We start from the raw sequence: 19,122 nt of genomic DNA on the forward strand, positions 1-19,122 counted from the left end.
CCTGTGCAAAAAAGCCGAGCATGAGTTGTTCGGCTTTTTTTGTCTTAGCAACTATTTCAGCTTTCGGCTTGTTGAATACTGAAGTAGCTCAATCAGCCCAGCAGGAAACTGCCAGGTGTGAGTCTTCTCGTTTGTCTATTCAGCTAAGACGGGGTGATTTATCAGGTACGGGTAACAACAATACCTCTCAGTCAGTGGGGATTAATACCGCAAAAACGGGTCAAATAACCATTGGCACTCCCATCGATCTCAACATTGCTGCTGATACTAACACTAGCTTCAATGGTATTGTGACTACCGATACTAGCGATTGGGTTTGGCGAGCTACCTCCAGTAGTGGCGGCGGCTTCAAGGGATTCCTTACTGCAGAGTTCCAGTTCAGTGGGTTAGCTATTGGAGACAACAGAATCTGCAGTAGCCCGAATTCATGTCTAACGGTGACGAACGTTGAAAGTATCATAACGCCTTTGCAATACAAGCAGGGAAGTGGAAAGTTACTTTCCGCGGAAGGGCGTGTGCGTCTTACTGTGGATGTTAGCCAGGCTAAAGAGTCAGGCAATTATAGTTCGAATTTGTCGGTAAGCATTTATGACAATTGGAACGGTAATCAAGCACTGATAGACTGTTTATAGTTTTCCAACCCTGTGAGCCTGATATGAATTCCTTGTTTTTGAGATTAAGCACATTACAGACAGCTCTTCTTATTGCTATAACTTTATTGTTTACCACAGAAGTTAATGCCGCTCAGAATTTAGAGCCGAAGATGGCCATTTCTCCATCTCGCATCGAAATCTCTCCTGAGAAAAAAGCCACAGAAAGTATTACGGTTTTGAATTTAGGCAGTAAGCCAATGGAAGTTGAGGTTAATGTGCAAAACTGGGACTTCGATAATAATAATAATTACCGAGCATTGCCGCCTAATGAGCAAAGCCTTGATCAGTGGTTGATCATTAATCCAGTCCGTTTAACAATTCCAGCTAAGAGCCAGCAGACAGTGCGCTTAGCTGTTCGCCCCCGAGTAGAGCCTGAAGCCGGTGAGCATCGAGCTATGATCTTTTTCCGTCAGCTTAATGACCAAGGCAAGGATATCAATTTCAAATTTAATGTTGGCGTGCCTATATATGCCTACTTTGGTGAAGTGAAGCGCGATGCTGAGTTGATTGGTATGGAGTTTGACCCGATTAAATTGCAGTTTGTGTTTGATATTGCCAATAAAGGAAATGCTTACGTTCGTCCAGAAGGTGTCTTTATTGCGATGAAAGCAGCGGATGCCGGCACTGATGCTGAGCTACTTGAACGCTTAGATTTAAAAAAAATGAGCGTTGATAATTTGCAAGCATTGGCGGGCGGAAAGTTGGCTGCGAAGCCTGTTTTTGCTGGGACTCGGCGTCAGATTACTTCACCTGTACCGATTAAAGAAATTGTAAATGAGTCCTATGTAGTGGCCATTAAAGCTACTATCGGCGACCGTGCTATTGAAGAGATATACCGAATTAACATTGGGGAATAAATTTAGCCTTGAAAACGATTTTATGGACAAAATTGATTTTGTCAGGTGTGCTATTGTGCGTGCCTTTGCTGGCATATTCCCAAGCGCAAAAAGATTCCTTCATTGAAAACTCAGCAAAAGACCCTCTTGATCTTCATCGTCCAGTAGACGTGCAAAATGCTTTATTTGACGCTTCAAGCCAAGGTGCTGGAGGCGGTCGCTCTTATGGGTTTCGAAAAATTCTGGTTGGGCTTGAAGTCAATAATCAGGAAGTTCTGGTGTTGGATATTGTCCAAACAGAAAGCGACTATTTAGTTCCTATCAAAGAAGTATTTCCCGTTATTCAAGCAAACTACACTTTAGAGCACGGTGTGTTGACCATTCGTGTGCCTGGCAGCGAGATCGAAATGTCTTCACGCGTAACCTACCGCATTGATGGTGAGCTGTGGGCTTCGCTGGGTACTTTGAATGAATATTTAAAAGTTAATGCACGTTTTGACCCAGCCAAATATGCAGTGACATTTCTGCCTCCTTGGCAAGAAGAACAAAAAAAAGGCGAAGCGCCCGCAGAGTCCTTGGAGGTCGAGTTTGGTCCCGACCCTTTCAGCGTGCGTCAGGTTCGTTTGTCGCATGAAGTGTTAGGGGTTGAAAAGGATGACGAAGCATTAGAGTTTGATGTTTTTACTGAGCGAAGTGAGTTAGTGGCAACTGGTTCTGCATTTGAAGGTTCATGGTTGGTTGATGCTGAAAAATTAAATGATGATGAGTGGAAGCTCGATGATTATTTCTGGACTAAGCGAACTGATAATCATCAGTGGTTGTTAGGTAAGCAAACTATTAGTCCTTCCGTTATTTCTCCAGCGGTTACCGTAACCGGTGGGCAATACTTTTACAGTAACCAGTCGATTCCTTATAACGCTTATCAAGACATCTCTCAGTCGAGTTTCTTCCGCGAGCTAGGCAACTCAGTTCAACGGATCCGAGGCACTGCTGAGCCAGGAGCTATTGCTGAGCTCTATGTTAATAATCAACTGGTTAGCGAAACCTTTGTGCGACTGGATGGTACTTATGACTTTGGTGAGTTTAGAACTGAATCGAGTTTATTTAATGAAATAGAAGTTGTCATACTTGATCCGGTTAACCGTTCGGAGTTGGAGCGACAATTAAAAACCAGAGCCAGCTCGGATTATTTATTAAACGAGGGCCAGGTTGTCACCAGTGTGGCTCTTGGTCGTAAAGGCAACTGGCTCGATCCTGACTATGTTAATCAGGGTGAAGCGGGAATGTTTTTGTATCGTTACGGGATAACGGATAGAACCACAGTTGAGGCTGGCTATTTGCTGGACGATACATCAGTTACTACCACTGGGATAGTATCGTCATTAGGGTATAATTTTGTAGGCGCCTTGCGCAGTGCAAACAGAAATGATGCTACTTCGACTCAGTTAGAACTGGATGGTTTTGGAAAAAACTGGCGGTTGGCCACTTATGTACGACAAGAAGAAGCTAACTTTTATGAAGGCAAGGATGAGAAAACCACATCCGCTAATGGTTACTATTATTACACGCCCGATCCGTCATTACGTTTAGAGTTGTTGGGACGGTATCAGGAAACTGGCGATGAAGTCAGTTATGTCAAGCCCGGTATTTTTTATAGCCCTACTTATAATTTCTCGATTGGTACGCGGCCAGACTCTGATGGCGATTATCGTACGGAGCTTTTTTATCGTCCATCTCAGGATGCGCGGTTTCGTATTACGCACAAACCAGAAGAACAGACGGGAAGGTTTGAGTGGAATGTTTCGGAAAATGTAAATGGTTACATGTCTGGTCGCATGTATAAAGATACGATAGCGGAACGGACTGATGAAAATACCATTATTGAAAAAGCGGTAGGCTTTTATTGGTATCCTAAAGATTGGACAGATTATAAACAATTTCGGTTTGAGTTAAATCACTCCAATGAGTATGGGGTAGGTGTTTTCACTGAGTATCGTACACAGTTAATGCCGGGTGTTTATTTCGATTTGAGACTGCGTGATGCTGATCCTCAATTTGATGGCGGGCTATCAGCTTTTGCCAGAATTTCAATGGACTTCACGGTAGCAAAAGGTAGCTTTGTGCCCAGCAATAATCGGCTTGCTTATAATACAGCAGGAACCATTGCCGGTACTTTGACAACAGATGGTGATTGTTCGCAGCTGGAGCATGTTAGTGTATTACTGAATGGCGCTGCTTATAAGGTTCCAGTAAAAGCCTGTACTTTCTATCTGGATTACGTTACTCCTGGCTTATATAAAGTCATGTTGGATGGCGAGTTTATGCCCATTGATATGGTGCCTGACTCGACAAGTCATGTGATAAAAGTGGCACCATCTGCTGTGACTCATGTTGAATTTAATGTTAAATCTGAGTACAGCGCTATGGGGCAACTGAAGTCAGCAAATGGTCTGGCTTTATCCAATGTCAGGTTGACGCTATTTAATGAAAAAGATGAGATCATGACCGAAACTCTGACCGACCAATTTGGCTATTATCGGATTGATGGCCTTACTAATGGCAACTATAGGGTTAGCGTGGTAGGTATTGGTGGTCAAACACTGGCTGAGAGAACCTTTACTATTGATGGCGATTTCCTATTTGGGCTGGATATTCTGATGCCGCCGTCGCTGTCCAGACAGTAGTCGAAGAGTCAATTAACCGGCGTTAAGGCTTGATCTAAAGGGCCTCTAGGCGTATGATCCCGCTTCTTTAAATTCTTGAGTGGTGTTTGGCGCAGCAATAAGGCTGTTGCCCGAATGGCGACTCGTAACAAGAGATCTATATTATGAAACAAGGTATTCACCCAGATTATAAAGCGGTAACTGCAACTTGCAGTTGCGGTAATGTTATTGAAGTTGGTTCAACCGGTTCAGACGTAAACTTGGACGTATGTTCAGCCTGCCACCCTTTCTATACTGGTAAGCAGAAGATGGTTGATTCAGGCGGCCGTGTAGATCGTTTCCGTAAGCGTTTCGGTAGCCGTAAATTAAACTAAGCAAATACTTGCTTGATCGTTTAATAAGAAAGCTAAGACAGTAAAAAAGGCACTTTAGAGTGCCTTTTTTTATGCTTGGATTTTATGCTTCAGAAACATGAGGGTTAGAAAATAGAACCTGGGTCTGCGGGTTCTTCCTGGTCCTCTTCTTGCTGCTCTTCAGCTTCATTCAATAGCTGGTTCAACTCTTCATCCAACTGTTTTTCCAGCTCTTCTGTTGATGAGTTTTCTGGAGTGGCCTGTCTATCTTCAATCAGGCGCATCAGCTCATCATCAAACAGTTCATCCATCGGTTGCCGTTCTTGCTGATTACTATTGTAGATAGTATTAAAGTCCTCAGTATCTTGTGAGGCAACTTCGGTCGGGACATTATCATCACGGAAAAACTCAAAAATACCATTGCTCTGGCCTAATGCTGCCAGTTTGCCTGTGGTTGGGTCAATTTTGGTTGATACAACTCCCGGTGGTTGTATCATTTCTTTTGATGGAGTGCCCTCTAGAACCTGCTCCATAAAGGTTGCCCAGATAGGTAAAGCTGCACGGCCACCGTATTCATACTGGCCTAGGCTACGGCGGTGATCGGAAAAGCCAACCCAGGCGCTAGCAACCACTTCTCGGTTAAAGCCGGAAAACCAGGCATCTTTATAGTCATTAGCCGTTCCGGTTTTACCGGCAAGATCATTTCGCTTGAGTAGCGAGCTGTTGCGGCGTACTAATTGAGTGGTTGCGGTACCGCTATGAATAACATCCTTCATCATGTCGTAAATAATGAAGGCATCTCTGGGGTCAACTACTTGCTTGGCAATCCGATCTTCGGGCATGGGCAGGGCTGGTTCATTACGAATTTCAGGTGAGAATCTTTGCTCACGAATTTGATTCTCGATACGTATTTGTTCACATTCATCACACACCAGCATCGGACTAGCCTGGTATAAAATATCACCGACCGAAGAACCAATTTCTTGAATATAGTAGGGGTCAACCTGATAACCGCCATTGGCAAGAACAGCGTAAGCAGAAGCCATTTCCAGCGGAGTAAAGCTGGCGGTGCCCAACGCTAAGGATTGGTAGGGGTCCATATGCTCATCTGGAAGGCCGAGTTTAATAAGGAACTGTTCCGTGTAGTCTGCACCAATGGCGTCAATCAAGCGGGTTGAAATAGTATTGATTGAACGCTTTAATCCCACTCGTAAACGCGTAGGGCCATTATATTTTAGATTATCATTCTGCGGACGCCAGACTTCGTCAATTGACTCATTGACCCGCACATAAGGGGCATCGTTAACCAGACTCGCCGCGGTAAAGCCTTTTGAGAAGGCTGCAGCATAAATAAAGGGCTTGATGTTGGAGCCAGGTTGACGACGAGCTTGTGTTACCAAGTTGAATTTATTGGAGGAAAAATCAAAGCCACCAACAAGAGCCGTGATAGAGCCATCATGTGGATTAAGAGCGACAAAGCCGGCAGAGGCCTCAGGGATCTGGCTTAAATGCCACTCTTCTTCTGATACCTGAAGAACCCGAATGACACTGCCAGGGCTGACGATATCTGCCGCCTTTTCTGGCTTATTACCAATGCGTGAGTCGCTAATAAATTTTGCTGCCCATTCCAGACCTGCCCACTCGATAGTCAGAACTTGATTGTCCTTGGTTAGCACTTCAATAGATTTGTCAGCAACATTTAGCACCACTGCAGGGATTAAAGGCCCAACCGTAGGTGTGCTTTCAAGCAGGGTTAACAGCTGGTCGGTGGCATCCACATCAAAATCTTCTATCACCAACTCTGGACCTTTGTAACCATGACGGTGGTCATACTCGATAAGCCCTTGTCGCAAGGCTTTTTTGGCAACTTTCTGTTGCTGAGAGTCAATGGTTGTTTTAACAATCAGGCCCTGGTTATAGGCAACATCACGGCCAAATTTGTTGATGACTTCAATGCGGGCCATTTCTGCAACATATGGCGCATTTAAATCAAGATCGGCGGTATGTTTGGTCGCGGTTAGCGGGGTTGAAATAGCCTCTTCGTAGGTTGCCTGATCTATATAGTTCTCGTTGAACATACGATTTAAAACTAAATTACGACGCTGAAAGGCTCTTTCAGGATTTGAAATCGGATTATAGGCAGACTCACCTTTAAGCAGTCCGGCCATCATGGCTGCTTCGGGTAAGGTTAAATCAGTAAGTTCTTTACCGTAATATACTTGTGCAGCAGCTCCCAAGCCGTAGGCTCTATGGCTGAAATGAACTTTATTTACATAGATTTCAAGAATTTCTTCCTTGCTGAGCTCTTCTTCCATTTTGATGGCCAAGAACATTTCCACCAGTTTTCTCTGCAGACGTTGATCGCGAGTTAAAAACATATTTCTCGCCGTCTGCATAGTTAAAGTGCTGGCACCTTCGGAAAACTCACCACTAAAGAGTGCGACTTTAAGGACCCGCAATAAGCCTTGAATATCAACACCACTATGTTCAAAAAAACGTTGATCTTCTGTGGCAATTAGCGCATTAATAAAGTCTAGGGGAACCTGTTCCAGTTCGACTGGAATTCGGCGGACGTCACCATATTCACCGATCAGTTTTCCATCGGCGGTATAAATGCGCATTGGAGTCTGAAATTTTACATTCTTTAAAGAGTCAATCGCTGGTACTTGAGGCGCTGAAAAGAGGTAAGCGCCAAGAACGATTAAAACCATAAATATTGTGAGTAGACTCACAAAAAAGGCTGATTTCTTCAATATATTGATGGTCATTTTTTCAGAAATATTTAATGTGGGCTGTAAAAGCTCAGGAAATAATTGAGCACCAGTATACCTTTTTCTAAAAAAAAGGCTGAATTTTTTTGTAAATCAGTGTAAATATAGTATCTTAGAGACGTTAGTTAATAAAAAAGTTTAACTTTCGTGTTGAAAAAGTATTCGATTTTTGGGGACAAGTCTAAGATAGATAACGCATAGGGAAGATGTTGAACCAACTGAATGAGGCATAGGATTTATGGTTCTGGGGTTATTCAAAAAGAAACAATTACCGGTAATCGGTATCGATATCAGTTCGACTGCTGTCAAAGTGCTCCAGCTTGGAAAAGTGGGAAATCGCTACAGAGTTGATAGATATGCGGTAGAGCCATTGCCACAAGGCGTGGTTGTTGAGCGTGATATTCGTGATACTGAAGCTGTGGGCAATGCGATCAAAAAAGCGGTCGATAAAGCACGCACCACCACTAAATATGCTGCAGTAGCCGTTTCAGGCTCTGCGGTAATCACTCGTTCTATCCAGATGGAGAAGGGCCTAACTGACCAAGAGATGGAAGATGTCATCAAGGTTGAAGCGGACCAATATATTCCTTATCCGCTGGAAGAAGTTAATCTTGATTTTGAGGTTTTGGGTGATTCAGATGTCAATGACAACCAAGTCGATGTGTTATTAGCTGCGTCTCGAAGCGTGAACGTTGATTCTCGCATTGATGCGTTAGAAATAGCAGGTTTAATACCCAAGGTAGTTGATATTGAGGCGTACGCTATTGAGCGCGCATATCAATTAACTAAAAAGAAAACAGTTGACCATATTGAAAACTCAGTGGTGGCGATTGTTGATATCGGCGCAACCATGACCAGTTTGAATGTATTGCGTAACGGTCAGGTTATTTATAACCGTGAACAGTTGTTCGGTGGCAACCAGCTAACAGAAGAAATTCAAAGTCGCTATGGCCTGTCATATCAAGAAGCAGGTTTGGCCAAGAAGCAAGGCAGTTTGCCAGACGATTATGAAACTGAAGTGTTAATTCCTTTTGCTGAAATCATTACTCAGCAAGTGGGTCGAGCTTTGCAGTTCTTCTTCTCTGCAAGTGAGTTTAACTCAGTTAACGAAATTATCTTGGCGGGTGGCTGTGCTTCAATCGATGGTCTTGATGGCATGATTCAAGAGCATTTGGGAACCCCGACACGTGTTGCTAATCCTTTTGCTGAAATGTCGATATCTTCTCATGTGAATACTCAGGCTTTAAGTGCAGACGCTCCAGCAATGATGATTAGCTGTGGACTAGCACTAAGGAGTTTCGACTAATGGCACGTATTAACTTACTCGATTGGCGTGAGGACTTGCGCCAGGAAAGACAAAAAGAATTCATTATCACTTTACTGCTAATGGTCATTTTGGCAGGCTTGATTTGGTTCTTGGTACATACCGTAATGGCATCAAGAATAGAAGGTCAACAAAATCGTAATGAGTTTCTTCAAACTGAATTAAGACAGTTAGATCGTCAGATTCAGGAGATCAACAAGCTTGAAAAGCAGCGTGAAGAGTTGATTAAGCGGATGGATTTAATTCAAGGCTTACAACAAAGTCGCCCGGAAGTAGTTCGTATGTTTGATGAATTAGTTCATGTTGTACCAGAGGGGATTAATTTAACTACCTGGGAACGTAAAGGAACAAATCTAATTTTCACGGGGCAAGCTGAAACTACTCCTCGTATTTCTGAGTTAATGCGCCAAATGGATGCTGCTGAAAGATTGAATACTAAATCTTTAAAAGATGTGAATAAGGATAATAAAGGAATACCTGCACAAAACTTTGTGTTGGAAGCTGAGCAACAAGTGCCAGGCGAAGAAAATGTTCAACAGGAAGGAGGTCAATAATGGCTGATTTAAGTCAATATCAAGACTTTAGTAATATTGGGTCGTGGCCACTTCCAGGCAAAATTTTTGTTATCGTGGCTGTAATGCTGGTTGTTTTAGGATTAGGTTACTACTTTGATACTAGCAGTCAGGTAAGTCAGCTTGATTCTGAGCGAAATAAAGAGACTCAGTTGCTCGAAGAGTTTAAGACTAAGTACAAAAAAGCTGCCAACTTACAGGCATATCGCGATCAGATGGCTGAAATGCAAGAAACCTTTAAAGGTTTGTTGCAGCAATTACCTCGCAATACAGAAATTCCGGGACTTCTGGATGAGATCTCGTATGCTGCAACAGGTGCTGGCGTGGAGTTGATTTCACATAAGTATTTAAATGAGGTAAAGCAAGAGTTTTACATAGAAAAACCAATCCAAATTTTAGCGACTGGTAGTTATCATCAAATTTCAGATTTTGTCAGTCGTGTTTCTGGTTTGCCTCGGATCGTGACCTTGCATGATTTTAAAATTGAACCAGCAAGTTCAATAGCAAGTGGTAGAGGAGGTTCACAACCAGATTCAGGGGGGGCAGAGCGCTTAAGCTTCAGTGTACTTGCCAAAACTTATCGTTATGAATCAGAGGATGAGCAGCAGTGAGTTACCGTAATAACAAATTAACAGTCCTTATTGGATTGTCAGTGATGATGGGGATGCTTACGGGTTGTGAAGATGCTGATTTATCCAGCCTTCAAGCACAGGTCCAACAGATTAAGGACGACACACCAACTAGCGTACCTCCGTTGCCAGAAGTAAAGCCATATGAGCCGTTCACTTACTCGGCAACGGATATGCGTAGTCCGTTCGCAAGGTTAGATCCTGAATTTGAAAGTCGCCTTCTGCAAATTGATGCAGATTGTGTTTCAGATATTAAGCCAGATCCAAATCGTCGCAAACATGAGTTAGAAAAATTTGGTCTTGATGCATTGCAGTATGTGGGCCTGATTTCCAATAGTAAAGAGCACCGCGGTCTGGTTAAGATTTTAAGTGGTGACAGTGCAGGCGTAATACAACCTGTCCATGAAGGTGAGTATCTTGGCTTAGATGATGGTCGCATCACTAAGATTGATAGCAATCAAATTACCATCGAAGCCATCGTTCCCAATGGCCGTGGGTGTTGGGAAGCTCGCACACAATACCTTGTCTTAGGGCAGTAGGGGGCTGAACTATGAATAATACAAACCATTTATGGACAAACAAGTCACAATTAGGTAAATCGACTATGTTGACAAAGACTACTACATTTATGAAAAGCTGTTCAGTGTTCGCTGTTGCGATGCTCATATCCTTTGGTGTTAATGCCAGTCAGCTTGAATCTATTAATTATAATGTTCTGCCGGGTGATAAGGTGCAGCTGAGAATGTCCTATTCAGATGTCCCGCCTATGCCTCAGGAGTTTACAACAGCAAATCCTGCGAGAATTTCTATGGATTTTGTAGGTGTTGATTCTGGCTTGGACTTTAAGACTAAAGACATTGGTGTCGGTGCTGTGAACTCTGTAACAGCGATCCAGGCAGAGAATAGAACACGAGTGGTGATTAACCTTTCGCAATTGGTTGCTTATAATAGCCAGATTGAAGGTTCTGACTTTGTTGTGACATTAGACCAGGGCTATGTCGCTTCGTCTGACTCATCGAGCGGAGCGCCAAGTCGTCAGACTAGCTCGGGTTCCGGTTATGATATTTCAAGCATCGATTTCCGCCGAGGGGTGGATGGTGAAGGTCGTGTTTTGGTTAATCTTGGTAACCCGAATGTGTCGGTAGATTTGCGTCAAGAAGGCCGAACCGTTATTGCTGACTTTGTGGGGGCCGATATTGACCCTGCCTTTGTCCGTCGTCTTGATGTTATCGATTTTGGCACCCCTGCCCAAATCGTTGAAACATCGACTCGTGGCAATGCTGTAAGACTAGCGATCAGAGCGAATGACAGCTTTGAGTATCTGGCGTATCAAGCAAATGATCAATATACCATTGAATTAAAGCCACTTACCCAACAAGAAATTGAAAAGCGTGAGCGTGAGAAGCCAACCTATACAGGTGAAACTTTAACTCTACAATTCCAAGATATGGATTTAAAGGCTATATTACACACGCTAGGGGACTTTGCTGGAATTAATATTGTTATCAGTGACGATGTTCAGGGCTCAATGGCACTTAATCTGGTCAACGTTCCTTGGGATCAAGCGTTAGACATTATTTTGAAATCGAAGGGTTTAGGCAAGCGTCAGGAAGGTAATGTCATGATGATTGCTCCTGCCGATGTCATTGCCCAACGTGAACAGCAAGAGCTTGAAGCAAATAAGCAACAGGAAGAGTTAGCCCCTCTTCGTAGCGAGCTTATACAGGTCAATTATGCTAAAGCCTCTGAGATTGCTGCTATTTTGCAAGCAGGCTTAAGTGGGTCGGACGATAGTAAAGCGGTAGGAGTAATGTCAGAGCGCGGTTCTGTATCTATTGACTCAAGGACTAATACAATATTAGTTCAGGATGTTGCGTCAAAGTTAGAAGATGTTCGCCGCTTAGTGGGGCAACTGGATATTCCTGTTCGCCAAGTATTGATTGAAGCAAGAATCGTCACAGCCGATGATGGCTTTGCACGTGATCTTGGTGCTCGCTTCGGTGTTAGCGACTCTATGAACTCAGGCGAAGTCGGTGTTTCAGGTAACATTGTGGATGCTGGTCGAATTAATGGCTCTGTTTCTGGCGATAGAGTGCAGCGAGACGGTCTCAACGTAAATCTGCCGATTGCCAACCCTGCTGGTTCTTTGGGGTTGTCATTTGCTCGCTTGCAAGATGGCATTATTGTCGATATGGAGCTATCAGCGTTGGAGTCTGAGAACCGTGGTGAAGTTGTTGCTAGCCCTAAGGTGATCACTGCAAATCAGAAAGAAGCTTATATTAAGGCTGGTGAGGAGATTCCTTATCAACAAAGCTCTGGCGGTGCTGGTAGCCAAACAACTATTTCATTTAAAGAAGCTGTACTTGAGTTACGAGTAACGCCTCAAATTACTCCAGATGGCAACGTCATATTGGATCTGTTAATTGTCCAAGATACTCGAGGCGACTCATTGATTTTTGATGGTGTAGCGGCAGCTCCTGCAATTAATACTCAGGAAGTTGGAACTCAGGTATTAGTTGAGAATGGTGAGACTATTGTTCTAGGCGGGATTTTCCAGCATAGAACAACCTATGATGAGACTAAAGTACCCTTGTTAGGGGATATCCCATTGTTGGGTTGGCTATTCAGAAGTACTCAGCGTGAGGACACTAAACAAGAGCTGCTTATTTTCGTAACACCAAAAATTATTGAGCAGGGCTTGAAAAACTAATCCCTCGTACCCAATTACTGAAAACCCAGGTATAATTCGCACGCCTGGGTTTTTGGTTTTTATCTGTTTTGGTAATCGAAGAGTTCAAAAAATACAATGAAAGGTAAGCGCAATATCTTTTTAGTGGGCCCTATGGGTGCCGGTAAAACTACAATCGGCAAGCAATTGGCCGAAATTTTGAAACTGGAGTTTGTGGATAGTGACCATGAGCTTGAGGAACGTACCGGTGCGCCTATTGACTGGATCTTTGATATAGAGGGCGAAGATGGCTTCCGTAAAAGAGAAGAAGCTGTACTGGAAGAGCTGACGCAGCGCCAAGGCATTGTATTAGCTACTGGTGGTGGTGCTATAGTTTCAGATAAAAGTCGCAACTTTCTGGCGGCCAGAGGGGTGGTGGTTTACTTAGAAACCTCTATTGAGCAACAATTAGAAAGAACTCGACGTGATAAAAGACGACCATTGATTCAAAACGATAATCCACGCGAAACATTAGAGGCATTAATGAAAGAGCGTGAGCCACTGTATTTGGAAATTGCAGATTTAACCGTTGCAACCAATATCAGCTCTGTTAAGTCTGTGGCTAAAGAAATCGTTGAATTGATGGAACAACCTATAGCTTAAAAGCCATAAGCCATTGAAAAACATTGACTTATCTTTTGCAACGGAACAATCTCATTACAAGATTCTCATTGGTGAAGATCTTTTAAAACAAGAGATCTTCGCCGACATTTTAAAAAGCGATACTGTCTTTATAGTTTCAAACGATACCGTCGCCCCTTTCTATTTAAATACCCTCAAGCAAGCCCTTAGTGGCTATAAAGTCCACACCTATTTATTGCCTGATGGTGAAGAGTTTAAAACATTAGACTCTTGGCAAATGTTATTGCATCAGATGATATCAGTTCGTTTGCGTCGTAATGATACGGTCATTGCCCTCGGCGGTGGCGTCATCGGTGATATAGCTGGTTTTGCGGCAGCCACCCTGAATCGTGGAATGGCGATTATCCAAGTTCCAACTACTTTATTGTCCCAAGTTGACTCATCGGTTGGAGGCAAAACAGCCGTCAACCACCCTTTGGGCAAAAACCTTATTGGCGCATTTCATCAGCCAAGTTTGGTTGTCTCTGATATTTCAACTTTAAGCAGCTTGCCTAAGAGAGAATATCTTTGCGGAATTAGTGAGATCATAAAAGCCAGCATAATTGCGGATAACAGTTTTTTTGAGTGGTTAGGAGATCATGCGCAATCTATTTTGTCGCTTGAGCAGAATGTATTGGCTGAGATGATAGAAAGGGCGTGTAGAATAAAAGCTAATATCGTTGCTCTGGATGCCAAGGAGCAAGGAGTTCGTGCCTGGTTGAACCTGGGACATACTTTTGGGCATGCGATTGAAACCTGTGCCGGATACGGAGAACTACTACACGGAGAGGCTGTAGCGATTGGAATGTGTCTTGCAGCTAAATTCAGCCATCAACAAGAGCATTTGTCATTATCAGACAAACAAAGGATCGTCAGTTTAATCCAGCAGTTTGGATTGCCCACAACGATCCCCGGACATTTAGTTGCTACCGAACTGGCTAATGCAATGCGCTTAGATAAAAAGAATACCAGCGAAATGTTAACCCTTGTTTTGCCTGAAAAAGTGGGGCAGGTTATGATTGATAGAACTGTACATATCGAAGAAGTAGAACAGTTTTTAATCAGAGAAATGAGCTAAGCGATCCTAACCATGGCACTTCAACTGACAAAAAATAAAAATCCATTTGCTAAAGAGCAAAGAGTCCTGTTTTTACCGGACAGCTGGAAGCGGTTAATTTCCGTGATCCGCCATAAAGCTATGAACAGCGGTTATACTTTAGTGGAAGGCGAGTTTGGTGCAGGCAAAAGTACCTTTGGTTTGATACTTGAGAAGCGTCTGTTATTGGATGAGTCTGTTGATTGCCAACGTGTACAAGTCCATCCTTTAAGTACCTTTGACCAGATTTATAACCAGTTGCCAAAAGAGCGTAAAAGACCCTTGGTAGTTGTGGTTGATGATGTGCATGAGGCTTCAACCAGCCTTTTGGTACATTTAACTGAGCCAAATGATAATGTGTTCTGGCTGTTACTGGGTGAAGCCGGAACCAGTGAACGAGTTTCTGACTTTTATAATAATCACGTCATGTTGCCGCTGTTTACTAAGCAAGACTGTTATGAATTTCTTTTAAAGCAATTGCATGACTGGCCTAAGATGATGCAATTATCGCAAATGCAGAGTGATACCATCTGGTATGCTTCAAAAGGCTTGCCTAAGTTTATTATTGAGCAAGCAGAGAAAAGTATGCAGCGACTGGTCAGTGGATACGAGAGTAATGAGTCGTTCGAGAAAGCGGATAAAGGCTGGTGGACGACTGCCGTATTGGCTGTTGCGGCGGTAGCGTTTGTCATTGCCCTTTTCGTGACTGATTCAGAAGAGCCTAAATCAACCAATCTACAGAATCAGAAGTTGCAGGTCATCGAAGAAGCCCCGGTGGATAGTCCCGCGCAAGAAAGTGATGCTAACGAGCCTGTCTTGGATTCAAATGAATCTGACCAGGTTGAGTTAGAAAGTGAAACGGTAGATCCGATTGCCGAGATAGCTTTGTCAGACCCTGAGCCAACCCCAGCAGAGCTGGTCGTTGCTGCAAAGCCAGAGTTTGAAAAGTGGTTCGATTCGCAATCGCGCGATCACTACAGCGTTCAACTTTACTCAAACTCCAGGCAAGTAGCTGCTGATGAGTTTCAACAATCCCTGGATCTGGCTGACAGCTATGTCTACAAGGCCACAGTCAATAATGAAGTGCGTTACAGGGTACTATGGGGTTCTTATGCAACTCGCGCCGAAGCAGAGCAAGCCATTTCGTCACTTCCTAAGCGCATCTTAAATCAGCAACCCTGGATTAGACCTTTTTCAGCGATTGCCACTGAGATAAGTCAGTAAAATAGAATATTGGGCTGTTTTAGCTTGTTATAATCTTTATAATAGCTCCCATGACAATGGCTAACTGACAATACTATGAGCCACCCGCTAAAAAACGATCGTTACCTTAAAGCCTGTTTACAACAACCCGTCGATAGAACCCCCATTTGGATGATGCGCCAGGCAGGACGCTATTTGCCTGAATATCGCGAATTACGTGCCGAGGCGGGTAGCTTCATGGATTTATGCACCAATCCTGAGTTGGCGTGTGAAGTGACACTGCAGCCATTACGCCGTTATCCTCTTGATGCCGCCATTCTTTTTTCGGATATATTAACCATTCCGGATGCTATGGGTTTAGGCTTGTATTTCACTCCTGGAGAAGGTCCGGCTTTTCGTAATCCCGTAAGAACAAAAGCGGATGTTTCAGCATTACCTATTCCGGATCCGAATCAGGAACTCAAGTATGTCACAGATGCTGTGACAACCATTCGTCGTGAACTTAAAGGCGACGTGCCATTAATTGGTTTCTCTGGCAGTCCTTGGACACTGGCCACTTATATGGTCGAAGGTGGCACCACTAAGAATTTTTCCGAAGTTAAGGGCATGATGTACAGCGAACCAGCTGTGATGCATCAACTACTGGACAAATTAGCCGATTCCATTATTTTATATCTTAACGCCCAAGTTGAATCGGGCGCACAAGCCTTGATGATTTTTGACACCTGGGGTGGTGTTCTAAGCCCGAGAGATTATCAGGAGTTTTCATTGCGCTATATGCAGAAAATTGTTGATGGGTTGAAACGTGAGCATGAAGGCCATAGGATCCCAGTAACCTTGTTTACCAAAGGTGGTGGTGCATGGCTGGATCTGATGGCAGCAACAGGGTGTGATTGTCTGGGTGTGGACTGGACCACAGATTTAGCTGATGCAAGAGCTAAAGTGGCTGGTAAAGTTGCACTGCAGGGCAATATGGACCCATCCATACTGTATGCAGCTGACGACCGTATTCGAGAAGAAGTAGCGACAATTTTGGAGAGTTTCGGTAAAGGTTCTGGCCATGTATTTAATTTAGGTCATGGTATACACCAGACCGTTAATCCCGCTAAAGCAGGCGTGTTTATTAATTCAGTGCACGAATTGAGTAAGGCATATCATTCATAACAGCAAAGTAAATTAGTATGCGCAAGGAAAGTGACTTCAATCCGCCATGGTGGCTTAGCAATCGTCACCTGCAGACCTTCTGGGCTCCACTGAGCCCAAAAATCCCATTACCTAAGCTCCATCGCCAAAGAGTGGAGCTTGAGGATGGTGATTTCATTGATATCGACTGGTTGAACCCCAATCGCAATGCTCCAACGGTTGTTTTGCTGCATGGTCTGGAAGGTGGCATTGATTCACCATACTTGCGCAGAATGTTGTTTAAAATCCATCAGCGTCGTTGGCGCGGCGTGTTGGTTTATTGGCGCGGCTGTAGTGGCGAAATGAATCGACTTGATAAGACTTACCATTCAGGACGAAGCGAAGATCTACATCAGGTCTTGCAGCATGTACAAGCCGAAATTAAATCCAAGCAAAATATTGAAAAGCAAAACGACAAGATATTTGTTACCGGCTATTCTCTAGGTGCCAACGTGCTATTGAAGTGGTTAGGTGAACAGGGTGATAGAGCTAATATTACTGCTGGTTGCGCTGTTTCAACGCCGTTTGACTTATCCATTTGCGCTGATTCAATCGATCAAGGCTTCTCCAAAATTTATAAGCACTACCTTCTGACCGCGCTGAAACGCAAAATTGCGGCCAAATTTGAACCTGACCAGTTATTAAAAAAACTCAATTTAACCCTAAAAGACTTGATGCTGATTGGTTCATTTAGAGAGTTTGATGATCGCGTGTCATCAAAACTTAATGAGTTTGAAGATGCAGAAGATTATTATCGCCAAGCATCGAGCATTAATTATTTAAAAACTATTACCAAGCCAGCTTTAATTTTGCATGCTCAAGATGACCCTTTCATGTCACCGGATATCATCCCAAGCGATGAGCAATTGGCTGATTGTCTGGAATTAAGAGTAAGCTCTCATGGTGGCCATGTTGGTTTTGTTAACGAAGCCAGTATTGGCAATGCTAGCTTCTTTCTCGAAAAAACAATTCTTGATTACTTTGATCGTTTCCTTTAGTCGGCTTCCTTTAGTCGGTAATGTGAAGTTCCTCCTGACCTAAATTGCTTATAGATTTCCATCGAAAATTTGCTATGCTGAGTTCATTATAAATTATATGAAGCATAGCAATGGAACAGGTGTTTAACCATTTCAAACAATTAGCCTTTGAGCAGCCCTATCCTGCTATTCAAGAACGACGTAGAGTTTTAAAGCAACTTAAAAAAATGCTACTCAAAAATGAGAAGTCAATTATTGAAGCAATCAATAAAGATTTTTCTTACCGTGAACCATTTGAAACCCAGATTGCTGAAATATTTCCCTCTATAAAAACCATACAACACGCTTATAGCAATATCACAAGCTGGATTCGACCTGAAAAACGAAAGGTCAGCATTTGGTTTAAGCCGGCAACGGCGAGCATTATGTATCAACCGCTAGGCGTGGTTGGCGTTATCGTGCCCTGGAACTATCCGCTCTATCTTGCCATTGGCCCCATTGTGGCAGCCGTTGCAGCCGGTAATAGGGTGATGGTAAAGATGTCCGAGTTTACTCCGAGTTTTAGTCAGTTATTTGCAGAGCTTTGCAATAAACACATTGCTAAAGGATGGATTAGTGTAGTTAATGGGGACGCTGAGGTTGCAGCCCATTTTTCTGCGTTACCTTTTGATCATATTCTGTTTACTGGTTCAACCGACATTGGCAGGAGAGTGATGGCGGCTGCCAGTAAGAACTTAACACCGGTTACGCTGGAGTTAGGTGGTAAATCGCCAACTGTAATTGATGAAAACTATCCGCTTGAAAAAGCCGTTGAAAAGTTATTGTTTGGCAAGTTACTGAATTCCGGCCAAACTTGCCTGGCGCCAGATTATCTTTTTGTTCACAAGTCTCACCAAGAAAGTTTTGTTGATAGCTGCCAGTCGGTCGCTAGAAGATTTTATCCTAACTGGAAGCGTAGCAACTATACGGCAATGATTAATAATAAGCAGTGGGAGCGCCATCAAACACTGCTTGATGATGCTAAAGAGAAAGGTGCTGATCTGGTGCCGCTGTTTCGTGACTCTGAAACTACCGGTAGAAAACAGCCGCCACACTTGGTACTTGCTGCCAGCGACGATATGTTAATCATGCAGCAAGAGATATTTGGTCCATCTTTGCCTGTATTTTTCTTTGATTCGATCGATGACGTTATCAAGTCCATTAAGCAACGACCTCGCCCGCTAGCACTGTATCTACTCTCGAATAATAAAGATAACTATCAGCGGCTGATGACCGAGACTCATTCAGGTGGCGTCACAGTAAACGATACTATCCTGCATGTTAGTCAGGAAAATCTACCTTTTGGTGGTGTTGGTCCGAGCGGAATGGGCCATTATCATGGCATTGAAGGATTCAAAACTTTTTCTCATGCGAAAAGTATCTTTAAGCAATCTCGCTTTGCCAGTTCTAAATTGATTTACCCGCCTTATGGCAAGCTCAGTAAATTACTTTATCGATTGATGAGAGGTCGATAA

Annotated in this window: 16 protein-coding genes; 15 read left to right on the forward strand and 1 reads right to left on the reverse strand. The window is 43.4% G+C overall.

Going from position 1 to position 19,122, the window contains the following annotated elements:
* Nucleotides 1–20: 20 nt before the first annotated feature.
* The 4 genes from ACN0VI_RS03680 to rpmE all read left to right on the forward strand — a co-directional run bounded on the left by ACN0VI_RS03680 (nt 21) and on the right by rpmE (nt 4,526).
* The gene (locus ACN0VI_RS03680; RefSeq protein ID WP_331893017.1) at nt 21–632 is read left to right on the forward strand and encodes a hypothetical protein; all 612 of its coding nucleotides are present in this window, start codon (nt 21–23) and stop codon (nt 630–632) included.
* Between the two features lie 23 nt (nt 633–655).
* Entirely contained in the window at nt 656–1,510 is an 855-nt protein-coding gene (locus tag ACN0VI_RS03685; protein WP_331893019.1) for a molecular chaperone, read from the forward strand.
* A gap of 8 nt (nt 1,511–1,518) precedes the next feature.
* Entirely contained in the window at nt 1,519–4,173 is a 2,655-nt protein-coding gene (locus ACN0VI_RS03690; RefSeq protein ID WP_417445818.1) for a carboxypeptidase regulatory-like domain-containing protein, read from the forward strand.
* A 143-nt stretch (nt 4,174–4,316) separates the two neighbouring features.
* Nucleotides 4,317–4,526, forward strand: a complete 210-nt coding sequence (gene rpmE, locus ACN0VI_RS03695; RefSeq protein WP_331893022.1) for a 50S ribosomal protein L31 — start codon at nt 4,317–4,319, stop codon at nt 4,524–4,526.
* 104 nt (nt 4,527–4,630) lie between these two features.
* Here rpmE and ACN0VI_RS03700 read toward each other — a convergent pair whose 3' ends face one another.
* Complete coding sequence (locus tag ACN0VI_RS03700) at nt 4,631–7,237, reverse strand: penicillin-binding protein 1A (protein WP_417445819.1); 2,607 nt, start codon at nt 7,235–7,237, stop codon at nt 4,631–4,633.
* Between the two features lie 277 nt (nt 7,238–7,514).
* Between ACN0VI_RS03700 and ACN0VI_RS03705 the strand changes: the two genes are divergently transcribed.
* The 11 genes from ACN0VI_RS03705 (at nt 7,515) to ACN0VI_RS03755 (ending at nt 19,122) form a co-directional block, all read left to right on the forward strand.
* Nucleotides 7,515–8,582 carry a pilus assembly protein PilM gene (locus tag ACN0VI_RS03705; RefSeq protein ID WP_417445820.1) on the forward strand — a complete coding sequence of 356 codons (1,068 nt, stop codon included), beginning with the start codon at nt 7,515–7,517 and terminating at the stop codon, nt 8,580–8,582.
* Nucleotides 8,582–9,154: a PilN domain-containing protein gene (locus tag ACN0VI_RS03710; RefSeq protein WP_331893025.1), complete on the forward strand. Its 573-nt coding sequence runs from the start codon at nt 8,582–8,584 to the stop codon at nt 9,152–9,154. The genes ACN0VI_RS03705 and ACN0VI_RS03710 overlap by 1 nt, the downstream gene beginning before the upstream one ends.
* Nucleotides 9,154–9,783: a type 4a pilus biogenesis protein PilO gene (locus ACN0VI_RS03715; protein WP_331893026.1), complete on the forward strand. Its 630-nt coding sequence runs from the start codon at nt 9,154–9,156 to the stop codon at nt 9,781–9,783. The genes ACN0VI_RS03710 and ACN0VI_RS03715 overlap by 1 nt, the downstream gene beginning before the upstream one ends.
* Nucleotides 9,780–10,340 carry a pilus assembly protein PilP gene (locus ACN0VI_RS03720; protein WP_331893027.1) on the forward strand — a complete coding sequence of 187 codons (561 nt, stop codon included), beginning with the start codon at nt 9,780–9,782 and terminating at the stop codon, nt 10,338–10,340. Before ACN0VI_RS03715 ends, ACN0VI_RS03720 begins: the two co-directional genes overlap by 4 nt.
* An 11-nt stretch (nt 10,341–10,351) precedes the next feature.
* Nucleotides 10,352–12,511 carry a type IV pilus secretin PilQ gene (pilQ, locus tag ACN0VI_RS03725; RefSeq protein ID WP_417445821.1) on the forward strand — a complete coding sequence of 720 codons (2,160 nt, stop codon included), beginning with the start codon at nt 10,352–10,354 and terminating at the stop codon, nt 12,509–12,511.
* A 96-nt stretch (nt 12,512–12,607) separates the two neighbouring features.
* Nucleotides 12,608–13,132, forward strand: a complete 525-nt coding sequence (gene aroK / locus ACN0VI_RS03730) for a shikimate kinase AroK (protein WP_331893029.1) — start codon at nt 12,608–12,610, stop codon at nt 13,130–13,132.
* A 13-nt stretch (nt 13,133–13,145) separates the two neighbouring features.
* On the forward strand, nt 13,146–14,228 hold the full coding sequence (gene aroB, locus ACN0VI_RS03735) for a 3-dehydroquinate synthase (protein ID WP_331893030.1): 1,083 nt from the start codon (nt 13,146–13,148) through the stop codon (nt 14,226–14,228).
* A 12-nt stretch (nt 14,229–14,240) separates the two neighbouring features.
* Nucleotides 14,241–15,470 carry an SPOR domain-containing protein gene (locus ACN0VI_RS03740; RefSeq protein ID WP_417445822.1) on the forward strand — a complete coding sequence of 410 codons (1,230 nt, stop codon included), beginning with the start codon at nt 14,241–14,243 and terminating at the stop codon, nt 15,468–15,470.
* 75 nt (nt 15,471–15,545) lie between these two features.
* On the forward strand, nt 15,546–16,613 hold the full coding sequence (gene hemE, locus ACN0VI_RS03745) for a uroporphyrinogen decarboxylase (RefSeq protein WP_417445823.1): 1,068 nt from the start codon (nt 15,546–15,548) through the stop codon (nt 16,611–16,613).
* A 17-nt stretch (nt 16,614–16,630) separates the two neighbouring features.
* Nucleotides 16,631–17,629 (forward strand): hydrolase, encoded by a 999-nt coding sequence (locus ACN0VI_RS03750; RefSeq protein WP_331893033.1) that lies wholly within the window; start codon nt 16,631–16,633, stop codon nt 17,627–17,629.
* Nucleotides 17,630–17,739: 110 nt separating this feature from the next.
* Nucleotides 17,740–19,122 carry a coniferyl aldehyde dehydrogenase gene (locus ACN0VI_RS03755; protein WP_417445824.1) on the forward strand — a complete coding sequence of 461 codons (1,383 nt, stop codon included), beginning with the start codon at nt 17,740–17,742 and terminating at the stop codon, nt 19,120–19,122.

Origin of the sequence: Kangiella sp., from assembly GCF_048265365.1 — a bacterium.
Lineage (GTDB): Bacteria > Pseudomonadota > Gammaproteobacteria > Enterobacterales > Kangiellaceae > Kangiella.